Origin of the sequence: Shouchella tritolerans (assembly GCF_025770735.1) — a bacterium.
GTDB classification, from domain to species: Bacteria; Bacillota; Bacilli; order Bacillales; family Bacillaceae_D; genus Shouchella; species Shouchella tritolerans.
This window is the reverse complement of the sequence record NZ_JAODPB010000008.1, coordinates 94,777-113,441: the sequence shown is the minus strand read 5'-3', so window position 1 is coordinate 113,441 and position 18,665 is coordinate 94,777. Positions and strand designations below refer to the sequence as shown.

19 protein-coding genes are annotated in these 18,665 nt (G+C 44.2%); 6 read left to right on the top strand and 13 right to left on the bottom strand.

Annotated elements, in window-relative coordinates; all coding sequences use genetic code 11:
* Nucleotides 1-54 precede the first annotated feature (54 nt).
* A complete protein-coding gene (locus N6H06_RS20155) occupies nt 55-702 on the bottom strand; it encodes a histidine phosphatase family protein (RefSeq protein WP_062750022.1) in 648 nt (215 codons plus the stop codon).
* Between the two features lie 170 nt (nt 703-872).
* Between N6H06_RS20155 and yfkAB the strand changes: the two genes are divergently transcribed.
* Nucleotides 873-1,982, top strand: a complete 1,110-nt coding sequence (gene yfkAB, locus N6H06_RS20150) for a radical SAM/CxCxxxxC motif protein YfkAB (protein ID WP_263707815.1) — start codon at nt 873-875, stop codon at nt 1,980-1,982.
* 214 nt (nt 1,983-2,196) lie between these two features.
* Here yfkAB and N6H06_RS20145 read toward each other — a convergent pair whose 3' ends face one another.
* From N6H06_RS20145 to N6H06_RS20135, 3 genes are all read right to left on the bottom strand, one after another.
* The gene (locus N6H06_RS20145; protein WP_062750024.1) at nt 2,197-3,000 is read right to left on the bottom strand and encodes a YfkD famly protein; all 804 of its coding nucleotides are present in this window, start codon (nt 2,998-3,000) and stop codon (nt 2,197-2,199) included.
* 173 nt (nt 3,001-3,173) lie between these two features.
* Nucleotides 3,174-3,524: a hypothetical protein gene (locus N6H06_RS20140; RefSeq protein WP_062750025.1), complete on the bottom strand. Its 351-nt coding sequence runs from the start codon at nt 3,522-3,524 to the stop codon at nt 3,174-3,176.
* 105 nt (nt 3,525-3,629) lie between these two features.
* Complete coding sequence (locus tag N6H06_RS20135) at nt 3,630-3,779, bottom strand: hypothetical protein (protein ID WP_193754524.1); 150 nt, start codon at nt 3,777-3,779, stop codon at nt 3,630-3,632.
* A 257-nt stretch (nt 3,780-4,036) separates the two neighbouring features.
* On the opposite strand from N6H06_RS20135, the gene N6H06_RS20130 reads away from it, so the two are divergent.
* From N6H06_RS20130 to N6H06_RS20120, 3 genes are all read left to right on the top strand, one after another.
* Nucleotides 4,037-4,207: an FbpB family small basic protein gene (locus N6H06_RS20130; RefSeq protein ID WP_011246139.1), complete on the top strand. Its 171-nt coding sequence runs from the start codon at nt 4,037-4,039 to the stop codon at nt 4,205-4,207.
* 283 nt (nt 4,208-4,490) lie between these two features.
* On the top strand, nt 4,491-5,828 hold the full coding sequence (locus tag N6H06_RS20125; RefSeq protein WP_062750026.1) for a cytochrome ubiquinol oxidase subunit I: 1,338 nt from the start codon (nt 4,491-4,493) through the stop codon (nt 5,826-5,828).
* A 16-nt stretch (nt 5,829-5,844) separates the two neighbouring features.
* Nucleotides 5,845-6,882, top strand: a complete 1,038-nt coding sequence (locus N6H06_RS20120) for a cytochrome d ubiquinol oxidase subunit II (RefSeq protein WP_062750027.1) — start codon at nt 5,845-5,847, stop codon at nt 6,880-6,882.
* 79 nt (nt 6,883-6,961) lie between these two features.
* Here N6H06_RS20120 and N6H06_RS20115 read toward each other — a convergent pair whose 3' ends face one another.
* From N6H06_RS20115 to N6H06_RS20090, 6 genes are all read right to left on the bottom strand, one after another.
* Complete coding sequence (locus N6H06_RS20115; RefSeq protein WP_062750028.1) at nt 6,962-7,759, bottom strand: hypothetical protein; 798 nt, start codon at nt 7,757-7,759, stop codon at nt 6,962-6,964.
* Nucleotides 7,760-7,893: 134 nt separating this feature from the next.
* On the bottom strand, nt 7,894-9,654 hold the full coding sequence (locus tag N6H06_RS20110) for a M3 family oligoendopeptidase (RefSeq protein WP_263707814.1): 1,761 nt from the start codon (nt 9,652-9,654) through the stop codon (nt 7,894-7,896).
* Nucleotides 9,655-9,936: 282 nt separating this feature from the next.
* The gene (locus N6H06_RS20105) at nt 9,937-11,403 is read right to left on the bottom strand and encodes a catalase (RefSeq protein WP_062750030.1); all 1,467 of its coding nucleotides are present in this window, start codon (nt 11,401-11,403) and stop codon (nt 9,937-9,939) included.
* A 426-nt stretch (nt 11,404-11,829) separates the two neighbouring features.
* Entirely contained in the window at nt 11,830-13,134 is a 1,305-nt protein-coding gene (locus N6H06_RS20100) for a lysine N(6)-hydroxylase/L-ornithine N(5)-oxygenase family protein (protein ID WP_213029354.1), read from the bottom strand.
* Between the two features lie 12 nt (nt 13,135-13,146).
* Nucleotides 13,147-14,508: an aldehyde dehydrogenase gene (locus N6H06_RS20095; RefSeq protein ID WP_213029355.1), complete on the bottom strand. Its 1,362-nt coding sequence runs from the start codon at nt 14,506-14,508 to the stop codon at nt 13,147-13,149.
* A gap of 73 nt (nt 14,509-14,581) precedes the next feature.
* Nucleotides 14,582-15,181, bottom strand: a complete 600-nt coding sequence (locus tag N6H06_RS20090; protein ID WP_062750033.1) for a ribonuclease H1 domain-containing protein — start codon at nt 15,179-15,181, stop codon at nt 14,582-14,584.
* Nucleotides 15,182-15,249: 68 nt separating this feature from the next.
* Here N6H06_RS20090 and N6H06_RS20085 point away from each other — a divergent pair, with 68 nt between their 5' ends.
* Complete coding sequence (locus N6H06_RS20085) at nt 15,250-15,390, top strand: hypothetical protein (RefSeq protein ID WP_193754525.1); 141 nt, start codon at nt 15,250-15,252, stop codon at nt 15,388-15,390.
* A gap of 179 nt (nt 15,391-15,569) precedes the next feature.
* Nucleotides 15,570-15,821 (top strand): hypothetical protein, encoded by a 252-nt coding sequence (locus N6H06_RS20080; RefSeq protein ID WP_062750034.1) that lies wholly within the window; start codon nt 15,570-15,572, stop codon nt 15,819-15,821.
* A gap of 204 nt (nt 15,822-16,025) precedes the next feature.
* On the opposite strand, the gene N6H06_RS20075 is transcribed toward N6H06_RS20080, so the two are convergent.
* From N6H06_RS20075 to N6H06_RS20065, 3 genes are all read right to left on the bottom strand, one after another.
* On the bottom strand, nt 16,026-16,322 hold the full coding sequence (locus N6H06_RS20075; protein ID WP_062750035.1) for an AbrB/MazE/SpoVT family DNA-binding domain-containing protein: 297 nt from the start codon (nt 16,320-16,322) through the stop codon (nt 16,026-16,028).
* A 188-nt stretch (nt 16,323-16,510) separates the two neighbouring features.
* On the bottom strand, nt 16,511-16,831 hold the full coding sequence (locus N6H06_RS20070; protein ID WP_263707813.1) for a hypothetical protein: 321 nt from the start codon (nt 16,829-16,831) through the stop codon (nt 16,511-16,513).
* Between the two features lie 39 nt (nt 16,832-16,870).
* Nucleotides 16,871-18,238 (bottom strand): sodium-dependent transporter, encoded by a 1,368-nt coding sequence (locus N6H06_RS20065; RefSeq protein WP_213029356.1) that lies wholly within the window; start codon nt 18,236-18,238, stop codon nt 16,871-16,873.
* Nucleotides 18,239-18,665 lie beyond the last annotated feature (427 nt).

The following is an 18,665-nucleotide window of genomic DNA, read 5'->3' as shown; positions in this document are numbered from 1 at the left end:
AACTCTTGCAAAAAGCGAGGCAAACGACGCGTATGCGTGCGTTTGCCTTTTTTCTTACAGCAAACCGTGCTTGGCTGTTAAATCGGCACGAACGGTTTCGAGGTGCGCTGTGCGGTTTGTATAGTGAAGGAGGTAGCGTTCGTCTTTTTCTTTCCACTCAAGCAAAGTCACACTTGTATTGCCGATGATAAATGGACGTTCAAATGCAGCCCACTGTTCTCCAACTATAGCATACATAAGCAGGCAGCTAATAAAGCCACCATGCGAAACAAGAATGACCGACTCATCATCACGGTGTGCCTTTTTCAATTGACTGAGCAATGAATAACAACGCTCTGTTAGCGCTTGGGCAGACTCTGTGCCTTCGATTCCTGAGGCAATCAATGGCTTTCCTGTTGTTTCAGGGAAGCGCTCCGCAATTTCAGAACGCGTCAACCCTTGCAACGGGCCAAGGTTGACTTCACGCAACAATTCCCATTTTCGTGGGGGAAGGTATGTTGCTTCAGAAATCGCTTGTGCCGTATCAGCAGCCCGCGTTAGGTCGCTTGTATACAAATAGTCAGCAGCAAGTGTTGTACAAAAACCAGCCACTGCCTGCGCTTGTTTTTTCCCAAGATCCGATAGCGGGAAGTCCATTGAACCTTGGATTTTTCCTAGTCGATTCCCTTCTGATTCCCCATGCCGTATCATATATAATTTCATTGTATCCTCCTTAATTAGAGGCAGCTTCCATTGCCTCTATTAACGCACTTGCGACATCATTAGCCTTGCATCGCAAGTGTACCAAACATTACGGACATCCTCAATTGGTCTTTTTCTTTTAGCAAAGATACGCTAAGATAGGGGATGGATATTTAAAGGAGATTGATGAAATGAATGTGCAACAGACCATTGCCCCTCACACTGATCCGTGGGAAGCATATAGGGATATCGAGCAATATGGCGAACTGATCCTTTCAAACATTGAAGTCACAACGACTACGCTATGCAATATGCGCTGTGAGCATTGTGCTGTCGGCTATACATTATCGCCAAAAGACCCAGACCCCCTTCCGCTTGATTTACTCATTCGGCGCTTAGATGAAATTCCCCACCTCCGTGCGTTTAGCATTACAGGCGGCGAACCGATGATGAACATGAAATCAGTCCGGGAATATGTTGTTCCTTTGCTTAAATACGCCCACGAGCGTGGAGCAAAAACGCAAATCAATTCAAATTTGACGATGCCTCTTGAACGTTACGACTTGATCCTGCCCTATTTGGATGTCTTGCATATTTCGTACAACTACGGCAGTGTGGATGATTTTTCGCTCATTGGCTTTGCCCATTCCAAGCATAAACCGAAAGAAGAACAGCGCCATGCGATGTTTCAGCGAATGATCGAAAATGCAAAAGCGTTAACGGCAAGAGGAGTGATCGTTTCAGCTGAAACGATGTTAAATAAACGGACACTTCCCCATTTGGAGAACATCCATCAGCAAATTGTCGAAATGGGCTGCCAACGCCATGAAGTGCATCCTATGTACCCAAGCGACTTTGCTAGCAGTTTAGAAGTAGCCAGCTTGGATGAGATCAAATCAGGAATCCATCGCCTCCTTGACTGCCGCAATAAACACGTTTGGATGCTCTTTGGCACACTGCCATTTTATCCTTGCAGCAACAACGAAGACGACTTGCAGCTCCAAAAACGCCTGTACAGCGAACCGAATGTGACCGTCCGCAATGACCCTGATGGACGGTCGCGCTTAAATGTAAACTTATTTAGCGGCGATATCATTGTCACTGACTTTGGCGACGTTCCTAAGCTTGGGAACATTCAAGATAGCCGTTTTGATGAAGCTTACGCCCGGTGGCGCGATTCAGCGATCAATCGTTCTCTCTCTTGTCATTGTCCTTCAGTGCAATGCTTAGGGCCGAATTTGCTTGTCAAAAATACCTATTATCGCGAAACCGATTTTTCAAAACGCTCTGCTCATTTTTGATTCATGTAAACGAGGAGCGAAAACCGCGCTCAGACTGATAGAATACGCTTGTCAGGAGGAGTGTAGGCGAGGGAAGATGGGAATGAACGGGGGTTCATGAGCAATGGTTTCCTTGCTTTGAAACGACCGTTTCAAAGCAGATAAGTGAGGCAAACGACGAAGTATGCGCAAGCTGAACCCATGCCCTTTTCACAACAAGGGCATGGGTTTTCTTTTATTTTGGCTGTGTAGAAGCCATAAACGTAAAAGAGATATTGTCTTGTACAGGAATCCAAGCACTAATGCCCTGCTCGGTTACATTTTTAACATCTAACTTCGGCTTTCCGCCTTTTATCGTTAAATACACTTCCCCATAGGTCACATTGCCTTTTTCTTGGACTGCAGGAACATAGCCGTATAGGTAGCCAACTTGGCGTGAGGGCACATTGTATTTTTGGTTCTTTTTCGTCCCTTGGCCAACAACTGTATCAAAAGCAAGCGGCAAGCTTGTTTTCTCAGCAGCGCTAATCATCATCATCTTTTTGACTGCTTCTCCGTTCGGTATTTTTGCGCTCAAGCCGCCTGTCACCTTTTTCTGTTGTTCTTGCAGGTAAGACATGCTCTTTGGCGCATTTCCGCCACGGTTGTCAATGTAATTTGTATTGACTTTTTGATACTCCCAATTGACTTCCGTTCCTTTCGATTGGTAAGCCAAAGGCCATTCCCCTAAATAAATGGAAGCTCTCATCGCAAATCCCAATCGTGGAAATTGAATCGACGACTCATTCATTAGCCGGATTAAATCTGGATTTTGAATTTGCTCTTCCGTTGATTGGAGCAATTGTTCGGCAAACTCGCTTGGCTGCAAATAAGGCAAGTCTTGTGTTGCATTTTTATATGTGTTTTCTTTAGAAATGGATAAGACAGAGTCAGGAATTTTAAAAGATGTTTGTTCAGGTTCATTTGCTTCCGACTTTCCGTACGCAGGAGCCGTGATTGCCAACATAAAAGCCAACAATAAAAACGCAATTCGTTTCATAAGAAGTACCCTCCTTCTATCGTTTGTAAAGGTATTGTTTGACATCTCTTTTCGTTTTATCCATCAAAGCAATAAAAAAACAGCAGCATATCGCTGCTGCTTTTTACCTAAGTCCGATCTATAGGAAAGAACGCCAACCGTTGCTGCCGTCCTTACTCAAAGAATCCCCTCTCTTATCTTTCGTTATTCATCTCACGCTGTTTTTTTAACAGCTTGATTTCGTCAGCAGCTTCTTTTGCCGCCTGGATCGCTTCCTCAGACGTTTCTTTCATATGGCTTGCTGTTTGCGTCAGCGTGCGGACATCTTCGGAAATGTCTTTCCAAATCGAGCGGACATCCTCCATGACTTCTTTTGCTTGTCCAACCATGTTTTCCCGATTGTCCCGCAAAAATGCATACGTCTCCCCTGCCTGCTGTTTTAGTTCCTTCGCTTCTTGACAGACGCGGTTTCGCCAATCTTTTTTTACAAGTACGGCCCCTATGACAACACCTGCAATCAAAATCCCCCATTTTTTGCTGGCCATTTTTATTCCTCCTTTATGTATCCTGTTTTTATTTTAAAACAGATTTTCTCGCATTTGTAAAGCTGCACCCTTTCACAAAAAAATGCCAGCCTCAACGGGCCAGCATTAATTGTATGTTTGCACAAGGCAACGGTCTGTTTCAAGGATTTCAAATTTAGTTTGATGATTGCTGTTTTTTAGCTCATCCACCTGTGCAGAAAGTTTTTTTAGTTGTTTTTCAAGGGCAATCAATTTTTCTTTTTCTGATTGTGTCATTGTTGGTCCCTCCCCACTTTTAGCTTGCCCGAACAAGCGCTCAATCACCAGTAAAAAAGATCCCTATAAGTTAGAAATATTCTACCAGTGTTTTTCTTTGATGTAAAGTGTCTTCCCTAAAAGGATTTTCTGCTTATCTAGACTCTGTTCGACAAATTTCATCTTTATCAAAAATTTGTAACAAATTACGCTTGTAAAATTACGTTCTCATGGTATACTAATGATAGGAAATATTCAGACACAAAAAGGGTGATCATATGCGTAAACGTCATTTAATCCGTTTTGAGGACTTAATGGCCCAAAATAGAGATGAACTTTTAAACGATCCTGAGGCTTTGTCCAAAATTGATGATAAATTGGATGAACGTGCCCAAAAGAAAAACCGTTCACTCAAAAAAGCAAAACCAACAAGAACGAGCCGTTTTTAAGGCTCGTTTGAGGTTGTCGACAGAGTCGACAAAATCACCCAGGCTGATAGAAAACGCTTGTCAGCCGAGACGCGAAACCGAGTGAAGATGCGAATAGAACATGGGTTCATGAGCATATGAACGAGGTGAGCAACGAAGGATGCGAGCGTTTTTCTACAGTCTGGAACGAGCCGTTTTTAAGGCTCGTTTTTTTTATGGAACTCCACATCTTCCCCTTTATGTATATTTTTTTGGCAATCGCACAAAGTAATTTCATATAAAAAACGGGAAGCGGGGGTACCTCATGGATCATGTGCTGCTTGCGCGCATGCTGTTTGGCACGTCAATGGCCTTTCATATTATTTTCGCGACATTAACAGTCGGCCTGTCGCTGATGATTTTTTTTGCAGAATGGATGAGGGCACTACGCAACGATCTCGATTATGCCGTCCTCGCCAAGCGGTTGACAAAAGGGCTTGCCATCCTTCTTGGCGTAGCGATTCCAACTGGTACGATTGTAGCGATCATGCTTTCCCTGCTCTGGCCAGGCTTTATGGAAATCGTCGGCCAAGTGATTGCGCTGCCATTTCAAATTGAAATTTTTGCTTTCTTTTTAGAGTCATTGTTTTTGGCTATTTATGTATATGCTGCTGATCGTCTTTCTCCTGCTATGAGAATCATCAGTTCCTTTTTTATTGCCTTTGGCGCTGTTGCCTCTGCTGTTTTGATCACTAGCGCACACTCTTGGATGAATACCCCCAGAGGTTTTGACATCATTGACGGCCAAATTGAAAACGTAAATCCCCTTGCGGCTGCCTTGTCGCCAAGTTTTTGGTCGACCTCGTACCACGTCGTTAGCACCGCCTACATGACAGGTGCTTTCGTGTTATGTGCTGTTGCTGCTTTTAAGTTGTTAAAACCATCCATTACAGCAGCAGAAATCCGCTACCACCAAAAAGGATTAATGTTGGCGCTCGTTTTTGGATTTTTGATGTCTGTTTGGACTGGTTTTACCGGCCATGATACAACGGTCATGCTTTATGAGGAAATCCCAATCAAATTAGCAGCAGCTGAAGGGCTTTTTGACACACAAACCAATGCACCATTGACGATTTTAGGAACGCCAAGCCCAGAAGCGAATGAAGTGATCGGCGGACTGGAATTCCCTGGTTTGCTAAGCTGGCTCGCGACTGGCTCAACGGACGGGGTCGTCCAAGGGTTAAATGATTTTCCTGTGGAACAGTGGCCTCCACTCTTTGTACATACACTATTTAACGTGATGGTCGGCATTGGTTTTGCATTGATTGCCGTTTCAGGCATTGGCCTGCTGTTTTCGTTTTTCAGACGCAATCACGACGGCATCCGGTTTCCTAAATGGCTTTTAATCGCACTTGTTGCTGCTGGCCCCCTTGCGATGATCGGCATCGAGACAGGTTGGATTTTTAGCTGTACTGGCCGCCAGCCTTGGATTATTTTCGGCGTGCAAACGACCGCCGAGGCAGCTACAACTTCCGGGAACCTCGGCTTGTTATTCTTTTTGTTCTCAATGCTTTACCTTGTTCTGCTCATTTTAACGAGTTTTGTTATGTATTTTTATTTCAAGCGAAATCCGCTCCGCCAAGATATGAGCGCGTTCCGTTAGGTATTAGGAGGGGTTTATGGAATCTGTCTATGTTGCGGTACTGCTGTTATGGGCATTGCTGTTCATTTATGCTGTTGCTGGATCGATTGATTTTGGCACAGGTTTTTGGGCCATGTATTATAGTCGCCAGAATCATTACAAAGCAGCAACGATTGCAAACAACTTTTTATCGCCTGCATGGAAAGTAACAAACGTTTTCCTTGTCCTTCTCGTTGTTGCGTTTGTGGCCCTCTTTCCAGGGGCAGCCCCTACGCTCGGCACATTGATGATTGTGCCCTTTTGCCTTGTCCTGCTGTTGCTTACAATCCGCAGCGCCTTTTTGGTCTACGCGTACAGCACAAAAAAATATTCGCGCATGCTGACGCTCGTCTCAGGGCTATGCGGGCTGTTCATACCGGCCATTCTTGTCAGCATTTTACCTGCAGCAATTGGCGGATTTGTTGTCGTCGCTGGCGACAAGCAATACATCCTAGTAAACGAGCTATTTTTAAGCCCGGCCTTTTATACACATGTTGGCTTTGGCCTCGTCACCCAGTTGTTTATTTCTGCGTTGTTTATGTGCGACTATGCAAAAGAGGCGGGAGACGAGAGCACAGCCTCTTCTTACCGAAAAAACGCGATTTTCCTTGGCCCTGTTACCCTTGTTTTTGCGGTAGCTGCTATCTTTACGCTTATTCCCGAAGCGCCGTGGATGTTTGAGAAATTTTTGTCGCTTTGGCACTGGTATACTTTATCCCTGTTTGCTTTTGCGTTAGGGTACAGCGCCTTATGGTGGCGGTCAAAAACAAGCCAACTCGGCCAACCTCGTGCCGCCTTATTGCTCATTGTTGTCCAGTTTGGTTTAGCGAGCATTGCTTATGGGAGCGCCCATCTCCCGTATTTGCTTTACCCGAATGTCACGATCTATGATGCCTTTACAAATGAAACCATGTTCCGCTATTTGCTCATTGGCTTCCTAATCGGGCTCGCCATTCTCGTCCCGGTCTTTCTCTACTTTTGGCGACTTTTCTTTAAAGATAAAGCGTACTTGCAGAGCGGTCAACGTGATTATTAATAGACGCCCCTGATATTAGCAATAACATCGCTTAACTAACAGTGGCGTCAGACTGGAATTCGACTAGTCTGAGTGGTGCTTATCGCTCATCTCGGACTGGAATCCCATCAACAGGGAAATCAAACAGCTCTGGATCGAAGTCAATGTCTTCTTCAAACATTGTTAAGATCGAAACTTGGCCTGGCTTGCCTTGATAAAATGCATTTTCCCTTACTAGCAATCCTGTTTCGGTATCGAACCACAAATTGATTTCTACACCCCGTTCTTCTGCCGTCGCTTGCACATGATGTGCGAGGTAGCCGCTGATTTCATAAATGCCTTGATATGTAAGAGCATAAGGTGATTGCTCAGCTATTAGGTCTTCAAGTGGCTCTGCTGAAAACGGCGGAACATGGTCATCGCTAGCTGCGCTCAGTACAGCAAAGCGATCTGTGCTCCGGTACACGTTTCTTCCTTCAGGCGTTTGTGTTTCGATTGTTTCCACGTCATTCCCATTCTCATCAATGTCTTCAGATTGCTTAAAAAAGTAATCTGGGCCATTGTCAGATCGGTATACATGCAACCGCTCAAAAGCATACGCTTCCATTACAGTCCCATCTTCCGCTACTTCGTGTTTTTGCCACTCTAGGCTAAAATGCTCCAATTTTTTCTCTGCAGCAATCGCTTCCTCGATAACGGATTCGGCTGTTATCCCTTCAACCATTTCCGCCTCACCTTCTTCTTCAGCCAGTTGATTGTGTTCCTTTTTATCGCTTTGTAATGCTGCTTCCTGATCTTCATTTGTCTCATTATCCGGTTTTTGTTTTGTTTCTGTATCTCCTGCACAGGCAGAGAGAATGGCAAGTACCGATAACATCGCCATCCACTTCATTTTCATTCAAGAAGGCCTCCTTCTTTGAAGCTCCTAAGCATCGATTTCTATGTTCTATTGTTATTTTACTTCAAACCTAAGTTCCCCTTCTACTATTAATTCTTGCACAAAAAAACAGCGGAGGCGAACCCCCGCTGTTTTTAGTGGACAAATTGATGGGTGTCTTTGAGAACGACATCGATCGCTTCTTGCCAGAAGTCCGGTTTTGTCAAATCGACTTGTAAATGCTTTTGTGCTAGTTGTTCGGCCGTCATGCTGCCACTGTCTTGCAGCAACGCAATATAGTTATCTTCAAAAGAAGCGCCTGCTTTTAAAGCCCGTGCATATAGGCCCATACTAAACAAATAGCCAAATGTATAAGGGAAATTATAAAACGGTTGTTTCGTTATATGAAAATGCAATTTTGATGCCCAAAAATAAGGGTCGTATGCTTCCACTTTATTGCCATATGCTTCTTTTTGCGCCTCAACCATCAATTCATTTAAACGTTCAGTCGGTACAATTCCCTGTTTCCGTTCTTCATAAAAACGCGTTTCAAACAGAAAACGGGAATGGATATTCATGAAAAAGGCTAATGAACGAGAAAGTTTGTTTTCCAGCAGATATCGTTTTAACTCTGGACTTTCTGCCTCAGACACAAGTGCATCAGCGACAATCATTTCGGCAAATGTAGAGGCGGTTTCGGCGATGCTCATTGGATACTGTTTTTGCGACGTGACGGGCATGTCTTTTAAGCACCAGCTATGGTACGCATGGCCCAGTTCGTGAGCGAGCGTTGCAACATTGTCCATTGAGCCGTCATAGGTCATAAAAATGCGCGATTCTTGACGGAGTGGAAAAGTCGTACAAAAGCCGCCTGGGCGTTTTCCGGCGCGGTTTTCAGCTTCGACCCAACCGTTGCTAAGCGCCATTTCAGCAAATTCAGCCATTTTCGGGCTGAAACGGTTAAAATGCTTGATGATCAGCTCACAAGCTTCTTCGTACGGAATATCGTTATTAGACGTTTCGCTTGTTGGCAAAGGAGCATTGACATCAAACAAGCTCAGTTTCTCCAAACCTAACAATTCTGCCTTTTTGTCCATGTATGGGTATAATTTTGGCTTGTTTTTTGTAATCGTATCCCACATCGTTGTTAATGTTTCTTCGGAAATTAAATTTACGTCCAATGGTTCTTTCAAGACATTGTCCCAACCCCGCTCTTCGTACAGCTTCAAACGGAAACCAGCAAGGCGATTTAATGTTTGTGTAAACAATGGCGCTTCCTGAGCCCATGCTTGTAGCGACGCTTCATAAGCACGTTTGCGCACGGAACGGTCTTCATTCGATAAACGGTTATGGAGTTGTCCGGCCGACAGATGTTTCACTTCCCCATTTTCTTCAAACGGGATTTCCATTCGCCCGACTGCTTCATTATAAACGGATCCCCAGGCGTGATAGCCGTCTTTAGCCAACTTTGCCGCCAATTCTTCCTTGTCTGCGCTCATTTTGTCAGCTGCCCGTTTTCTCGCTTTTTCCAACATAAAAGCTGATGGTTTCATTGCTTCTTCTTCAAGAAGAGAGGCAAAGGCTTGATCGTCAATCGGTTTCAGTTTTTCTTCAAGGAGCAAGTTTAATTTTTGCCATTTGACTTCAAGCTCTTGTACTTGTTCTTGGCGTAAACGTGCCGTTTCGTCCTTTACATTTTGTGCTAGCAAACAAGAAACAAAGGCACTCGCATGGGCAAGACGAGGAAAAATTTGTTCAATTACCGTAACGAGCTCTTGTATGTCCACAGAAGCAGCTTCTGTTTCCTGCCAATGGTCGAGCAAACGGTTCGTTTCATTTAAGAAGTCGCTAAACGCCTCAGACTGGCTCCCGCCTGCAAAAATCGATTCTAAATCCCATGTTATTGGATAATGCATATACAGCCTCCTGTCAAATTATTTCGTCTACCGTAACAATTAAAATACTATCACTATTGGCTGCATTTTGCACGTTAGATGGCAAAGAAAAAGCTGCTGACCATGGCGAATAGCGTTGCCACTCCGAGCAACAATAAACTTTTTTCCTGATTTGAATAGCTCGTCCACCGTCTCACTCGTACCAACTCCTTTCGTTATTGCTACTTTATGAGACGAAAGGCAAGGCTATGCTAGTGATTATAAAAAAACCAGCGGACTAAATAGTCACGCTGGTTGTTCGATTTAGGCGTTGTTCTCTGATCCGTGTTTCACGTATTCAGAGATGTCCATTCCAACTGCATCCGCAAGGCGTTGGCCATAGTCTTCATCAGCACGGTAGAAATTGCAAATGGCTCGGAGCGCCGTTTCTGGAGCAACTTGTTTTAGATCATTTGCAATGTTTTTAATAAGCGTGTCTTGGACACTTTTTGGATAGTTTCGATAAATTTTGCCCGCTTGGCCAAAGTTGTTTTTCTTTTCAATCGCTATTCGTCCAATAGTGCCATTAATAGGCGCACGGTAGTCTTCATAGCCTTCCGCTTCTTTTGGCGTATCTTGATAACGGTTCGGTTCATAATTTATCCGGTTTGTTTGTTGGCCGATCGGCATTGCCCCATCTCTTGTATTGTTTGCCTTTTGCGCAAATGGGCAGTTAATTGGGAGATCCAAGTAGTTGGCACCGACTCGGTAACGTTGTGTATCTGAATACGAGAAGATGCGGCCTTGAAGCATTTTGTCTTCCGATGGCTCAAAGCCAGGGACAAGATTTCCAGGGTTAAAGCCAACTTGCTCCGTCTCAGCAAAGACATTCTCGGGATTACGGTTCAGCGTCATCGTCCCTACTAATTGAGAAGGAATGTCTTCCTCAAGCCAATCTTTCGTTGCATCAAGTGGATGAAAATCGAAATTGTCCAGATCGGCTGGATCAAGGATTTGTACATATAAATCCCACTCTGGATAATCGCCACGTTCAATCGCTTCGTACAAGTCTCTCGTTGCATGGTTAAAGTCATGAGCTTGTATGTTGGCGGCTTCTTCCATTGATAAGTTACGGATGCCCATTTTCGGGACCCAGTTCAGCTTGACATAAACCATATTTCCGTGTTCATTGATCCACTTGAACGCATGGACGCTTGAACCCCGCATTTCCCGGTAAGAAGCAGGGATGCCTTCGTCCGTAAATAGATGGGTAAGCATGTTTGTTGATTCTGGCGTTAAGCTCATAAAATCCCAGTACCGGTCAGGGCTTTGGATATTCGTACGTGGATCTGGCCTTAAAGAATGGATCACATCCGGAAATTTAATCGCGTCACGGATGAAGAAAACAGGCAAGTTGTTGCCGACAAAATCATAATTTCCTTCTTCTGTATAAAATTTAACGGAAAATCCCCGTGGATCGCGAAGCGTCTCTGGGGACGTACCGCCGTGTATAACAGTTGAGAAGCGGACGAAAACAGGCGTTTCTTTCCCATCTTCAGAAAGAAAGTTTGCTTTTGTATAGCGCTTCATATTGTTTTTCACTTTAAATACGCCATGGGCACCAGCCCCCCGCGCATGGACAACCCGTTCTGGAATCCGTTCACGGTCAAAATGGGCGAGCTTTTCCACCAAGTGGTAGTCTTCTAACAAAGTTGGGCCATGTTGGCCAGCTGTACGCGAGTTTTGGTTGTCATAAATTGGATGTCCTTGATTATCTGTTAATCGTGGCATATGTAATCCCCCTTTTGATCAATAGGCTTTACCAATATGTCATCGTTGGCAAATGAACGATAAAACGAAACTTATTCCTTAATTGGAATCATTATCGTTAAATATAGTTTACGTCGATTGAGGTGGAAAGTCAATGTTATTTATAATAATTTTTAAGAACGAATTTATACAAATTGTAAACGTAAGTTGTTTCAATTCTTTGCTCTTGTGCTTACGAAGCAGTCGCTACAGCTAGTACAAGAGCTGTCTTTTCACAATTAGCGCTTCTTACTTGAGAAACCATTTTATTCCGTTTGGACAAAAAATATGATGGGTTTTAAAACGATTTATGAGAATGGTAGGAGTGATACGCATGCACAAATGATTGCTACGTTTCAAAATGGCGATAAAGGTTGTTATCCCAATAAAAAACGGAAGCTGCCCCGGTCAGCTTCCGTCCTCTTCATTGCCAAACTGTTGAAAAACAGATCCTGGGTTTACTTGGAATACGTCATTGCCACATAGTTCATTTACAATCCGTGCGTTCCGTTCAACCGATAAAGCCAGATTGGTGGCACTTGTCCCTAACGCATGTTCGAGATTCGTTAAGGAAAACATCCGGTTTTTGCGCTTATCTTTAAAAAGGAGTTCTGCATTACGCGTTAGTTTAAACTCGCTTTTGCCTTCCATTTCCAGCTCAGGCTGCATTGCTTCCAACCAGCGGGGGACATTCGGCTTATAGCCAGTCGCTAAAATGACTTTTTCTGTCTGGTAGGCAAACGCCTGCCTCTGTTGTGTTTGTTCTCCGATCACTTGATAGCTCCGCGGACCCTTTTTCTCAATCGTTGTCACTTCCATATTGGCGCGTATTAAAGCAGGCGAAGCTTTTTTGGCAATGCTGCGATGGTACAATAGGTCATAAATATTGTGGAGTGTTTTAGCTTGCACGCCATTGCGCAAATGCCCGAGCAGTGAAAGGGTGTCCTTCCTTGTTTCATAGGGAAGTTCATGAAAATAAGAAACAAAATCTGGCGAAAAAAGCTCTTGCCCCATCTTTGATTCCTCTAGTTGGAAAAAGCCTGGCGATCTTGTAAACCAGTTAAGGGTATAATGGTGATTCGGTTGGTCCTGTAAAAGGGAGTAAAAAATTTCAGCAGCGCTCTGCCCTGAACCAATTACCGTTACCGACTGTGCTTCCTTTATGCCTTGTTCATAGAAGCGATAGTCGCTTGAATGGATGATGTCTTCGTTGCATGCTTTTTCTAGGCTGCCTGGAAGAAGCGGCACACTTCCAGTACCAACAACGATATGGGTTGCATAAACCGTTTTTTCTTTTCCAGCCGCTAATAGTACGACTCGATACGCTGCTTTCTTCGCTTCATACTGAACATCCAACACCTTTGTGCCAAAATGGCAGTTGCTTAGTTGCCCTGCCACCCATTGGCAGTAGGCATTGTACTCCATTCTTGGAATGTCAAAGCGGTTGAAAAAATAAAAGGACATCAGCCTTTTTTCCGCATGAGCATAATTTAAAAACGTGTAGCGGCTCTGTGGATTAGCCAACGTTATTAAATCCGCTAAAAAAGGAACCTGAAGGTCGGTTCCATCAATCAGCATGCCAGGATGCCACAAAAAGGCATCATTTTCATCGAAAAAAGCCGCTTTGATATCCGTGCTTTCTGCAATCATTGCTGCAAGTCCCAAATTATAAGGTCCAATCCCTACGCCAACAACGTCAAATATGTCCTCCATTTCGGCCCACTCCTATTTGCATAGATTACGGATAAATGTATTTGCGATTTTCCCTTGCTTGTAACGAAATGGCACGTCAAACGTTGTCGATTGCTTTAACAAGCTTTTTTGATGGGAAAAAGTGCGAAAGCTTTCATAGCCATGATAAGCACCAATGCCACTCGTTCCTTTGCCGCCGAAAGGAAGGTACGGGTTTGCTGCGTGCATAAGTGTGTCGTTGATGCAGCCGCCGCCAAACGAAAGCTGCTCCGTAAATAGCCGTTGTACACGCTCGTTTTCAGAAAATACATAGAGTGCAAGTGGATTCGGCAATGATCGGACTTTTTGAATCGCTTCGGCAGGCGTTTTGTATGGAAATACAGGCAAGATTGGGCCAAAAATTTCCTCCTGCATGATCGGCGCATCCCAAGGAACATCGGTTAAGATCGTTGGAGACATTAAACGCGCTTTTGGTGAAAGTTGACCGCCAAGGACAATACACCCCTGATCTAAATAGCGGCGCAGGCGCTCAAAGTGTTTGTCGTTCACAATTTGCGTATAGGTTCCCTCTTTTGTCTTCTCCGAAAAAAGCGTATATGTTTGCGCTTTTAGCTGCTCGAGAAACGGTTCGTACACGTCTTCATCGACAAGGACATAATCGGGAGCAATGCAAGTTTGCCCAGCATTTAAAAACTTTCCCCAAGCAATCCGTTTGGCCGCCACTTTCAACTTTGCTTCGCCATCCACAATCACCGGGCTTTTCCCGCCTAACTCAAGCGTACATGGCGTCAAATGTTTAGCTGCTTTTTCTAACACGATTTTTCCGACTGCGGCACTTCCAGTAAAGAAAATAGAGTCAAATGGAAGATTGAGTAGCGTTTCTGCCGTTTTCGCGTCTCCTTCCACCACAGTTACGAGCTCTTTTGCAAATGTTGCCCGGACAGCGGCAGCCATTATACTTGAAGTCCGCGGCGTCAACTCAGAAGGCTTGAGCACCGCGGCATTGCCAGCAGCAATGGCACCAATTAGAGGCGCAAATGTGAGTTGAATGGGATAATTCCAAGGGGAAATGATTAAGACGCTACCATATGGTTCTGTAGTCACCCAGCTTCTTGAACCGGTATGGCTGGTAGGCGTTTTCACTTTCATTGGCTTGACCCATTCATCGATCGACGCCAACGCCAAATCGATCTCTTGATGGAGAAAAGCCATTTCAACCATCATGGCTTCAGGCTCTTGTTTATTCAAATCCGCTCGTAACGCCGAAAGCAGCTCTTTTTCATACGTTTGCAGCATCGTTTTCAGCTTTTGGAGCTGTCGTTTTCGGTAAGCAACGGCTTTTGTAGCGCCAGTAAACACATGCTCCTGCTGAACGGCCAGCAACGTCTCGTACATAACAGCCTGCACTCCTTTTCATAACAACGGATTTTTTATATCTATACCCTTAAACGCCCCTTTTTAACGACGATCACTTTCGACCATAATCGGCTTTTATTTCTCCCCAAGCATCCGTTTCCCATTTTAACACCGGGTTATGGTTAGGGTTTTCGCGCAGCCATTTCTCCGCTCGTTCTACAAGCGACCAAATTTCTTCCGTTTCTTTTGTCCGGCTCAATGTAGAATTGGCTTTTTTCTTTTTTACCCAACCAATTGCAGTCGCAGAATCAGAGTAGACGGGCTTGTCCGTTCCTTGTACATAGGCAAGGCCATGGACAATCGCTAAAAATTCGCCCATATTATTCGTGCCAACGTTAATGGGCGTCTTTTCAAATAAAATCTCCCCTGTCTTCGTATCAACACCTTTGTATTCAACTTTTCCAGGATTCCCTTGGCTGCCAACATCAACGCTAACGCTGTTCCAGACAGGCGCTTTTTGCGCTTTTTCTTTTGGCCTCACTGAAGAGGCCAAGCTTTTGCCTTGGAAAGCAGCTTCTGCTTCTGCAAGCGTTGGAAATGATTTAAACCTCGCCTGAGGGTACCCTTTCACTTGAGCTTCGCAGTCAGCCCATGACCGGAAAATCCCTTGTTTTCTTCCTTTCCAAACTACATAGTATTTTTGCTTTGCCATTTTTTAACCTCCTCGGATCGTATAGTTTCGGACTGCCATGGAAAACGTATGGATGGAGGTGAGGCAACTTGAAACGAAATCAACAAGCAAAAAAAACCTTGACCAATAACCAGACGCCAACTGAATCCCTGTTTAATGAAGAAGTTGCAAGTGAACTTATTGATAACGGGACAAACAAATCAACGAGCAAAAAACCGAAACAACGGTAACGGTAATGTTAAAGCCTAGTTAGCATACGGTAAGGTCAAAAGCGCATAATAGGAACGTTTGTCTCTCACCTGCATTTAGCATACTTGATTTTCCGTTTCAACGAAAGCGCGCTCCCACCACGACGATGTATAAAATGGGATCAACCTGTCGATGATTTAGGATAAAGAGGTGAGCGAGCTTGGACATCCATATTGAACGGAAACGGACCGCTGACAAGGCAGGTGACTTCATTTGTACATCTTCGGACAAGTTATTTGTGCTTATCGTCGACCCACCAGAACGCTACCCGTATTTATTGCTATGCCTGGACACATTTTCAATTGTACAAAATTATAGCAGCATTCCAACGAGAGAAGAATTGGAAGAGGACATCGGTGAAGACATTAAAGAAATTTACAACCAAGAACACGCCACCATTTCGTTTTTATAATACAGAAAAAGGCATAGGCAACAGCCTATGTCCTTTTTCTGTAGACAAACGCTCGAATATTTTGTCGTTTGCGCGGCTCTATGCTTTTTGGAACAAGTATTACGCCCAAGAAGACCATTGTTCATAAACGTATGTTCTAATTGCGTCCTCACCCGGCTTCACTGCTTGTCTGACAAGCGGCTTCTATCAGCCTGAGCTGTCCGATTAAGCGTTCCCTACAAAACTGCCCTCTTTTTGTTTTAATTCGTCCAATAACTGTTTGGCGGCTTCCTGGCTTAGCACAACGTTGCCATTTGCAAGTTGCAAATGTTCTTCTGAAGATTCGCCTGTCACCATGCATGTTTTAATGGAAGGCTCGTACTTCCGGACAATCACGCGGTCATCTTCTACATAGATTTCCAATGGGCTGCCAATATCAATTCCCATCGTTTTCCGTAATTCTTTTGGCACGACAATTCGCCCTAGCTGGTCCACTTTACGGACAATGCCCGTCGCTTTCATTCAGCATCCTCCTTATATTCAAACGATTCACATTCCTATTAAACCATGTCCTGGCGCTTCGTTCCATAACCGCTCCACTAATTTACTCGAATCAGTGCTTTTTGCTGTATTTTATGGAACTTAACGGAAATAAACTAAGCGGTAAGCATTACTAAAAACCCCTGGCATCATGGCCAGGGGCGATTTGTTTAAGGCATAGAATCTGCCGTCTTTTCTTCATACCAGTTATCCAATACTTTCGCATCAAGCACTTGCGCTTCCACATACCTGGATTGCTTTTTTGAAAACTGTTTATGCCAGTTAAAGTCGAAGTCTTTTGCGACTTGTACAAGAGTAAGGAGCTCTTGCCAAGCGACGTAGCGCTTATACCAAAAAAATTGGGGCTGTTCGGTCATATATGGGTACAAGTCATCGAATTCAGTGTGCTTGCAATCAATCGTACGTTCAAATTGCACTTTTGCATCGCTCAACTTTTTCTCAAGATAAACATGCAATTCGTCCTTATTCACAATGATGCCCCCTCTTGCTTTTTGCTATTATAACATATTTCAAGAAAATAGGAGAGCAAATAGATTAAATCCAAAAAATTGGTCGATCAAGACAACAGCAATCGCTACAGGGACGATACCAGTCATAATTGTATACCATAAGGCGAATCCTTTTTTGCCGAGGACGCTTCCCACTTGAAATTCTGCTGCGAGTGTTTGTCGTTTTACTTTAACGAGCAGAAAGATGCATATGAGCAACGAGCCAATTGGCATCAATAAGTTGGACACAAGAAAATCAACCAAGTCGAAAAAGGGCATACCAAATAGGTGAACATCCCCCATCACGCCAAATGACAATGCAGAAGGAATGCCCATTAGCAACACAAACAGAGCGATTAGCCAGCTTCCTTTTGCCCGTTTGCTTCCATCTCCTCTCATAAAGGCAGCGACTACAATTTCTAGCAGCGAAAAAGCGGTGCTAAGAGCAGCGAAGAAGAAAAGCATAAAAAAGAGGACGACCACGATATCGCCAAACGGCATTTGCGAAAAAATCGCTGGCACGGCTGCAAAAATAAGCGTCGGACCTTCGCTTGGTTCTAGACCGAAAGTAAACACACCAGGGAATATAACGATCCCTGCCAGCATTGCAACAAAAATATTCATTACCCCTAATGTAGCAGCAGATACAGGTAAATCTTGCTTTTTTGAGGCATATGAACTGAAAGTCACCATCACCGAAACACCAATCGATAACGCAAAAAAGGATTGGCCAAGGGCGAACAAAACCACTTCGCTTGAAAGGCTTTCCCAATCTGGCTTAAACAGAAAGGCCAGCCCTTCCTTAGCCCCATCAAGTGTGAGCGAATAAATCGACAATAGCGCTAAAAGGACAAACAAAGCGGGAATCATCCATTTGCTTGCTCGTTCAATTCCTTTCTGGACCCCTTTTTGCACAACCGCAGCCGTCACCCCTAAAAACAATGCCTGTGCCCCGACAGCCAAATAAGGATTTGCGATCAATCCCGTAAATTTAGCTTGGTATCCTTCTACATCAAGGCCGCCCAGCTGGCCAAATAAGGAGGAGCCTAAATAAATAAGCGACCAGCCCCCGACGACGCTGTAAAAAGAAAGAATCAGGAAACAAGTGACGACGCCAAGCCATCCTGTCACACTCCAGACCGAACGGGGCGCTAGCATTTTATAGGTTGAAATCGCATCTCGGCCCGAATGGCGACCAAGTACGTATTCACCAATAAGTAAGGGAACGCCTATCAACAAAGTGAATGCGAGGAACAGCACAAAAAAAGCGCCTCCGCCGCTCGTTCCTGCAATGTAAGGAAACTTCCATATAGCGCCGAGTCCAATTGCGCTGCCAGCGGTTGCATATAAAAAACCTAATTTTGAAGACCATTGTTGTGAAGTTGCCATGTTGTTGCTCCTTTATTACACGATTTTTTTATCGTACCAAAGGAAGCTTTAAGAAACAAGCCTGTCCCGTTTACTTGGGGACCCTTGGCTAGTGTAAGTATCCAGAAAAATTCTTCATTTTTTATTGCTCTTATGTTTATCGCGCTTTTAAACGGGTATAGAAACCCTACAGGAAAGCAATGAAAAAACCCCTTCATTGTTTTCTAAAAGCAAACAACCCTTCCCCCACTACTGAAGCGCCTTTCCCAGGCGCTTCAGACTTGTTGACAAACGCTCGCATACGTCGTCGTTTGACAAGTATTTTCTATCAGTCTGAGGACCTTCATCCCGTTTTACTGGCAACTTTACTCGTTTTTACACCACAGTGACAAGCGCTTTTTTATCAGTCTGAGTTTATATTATCGACTTTATCAACAGCATTTGCCCT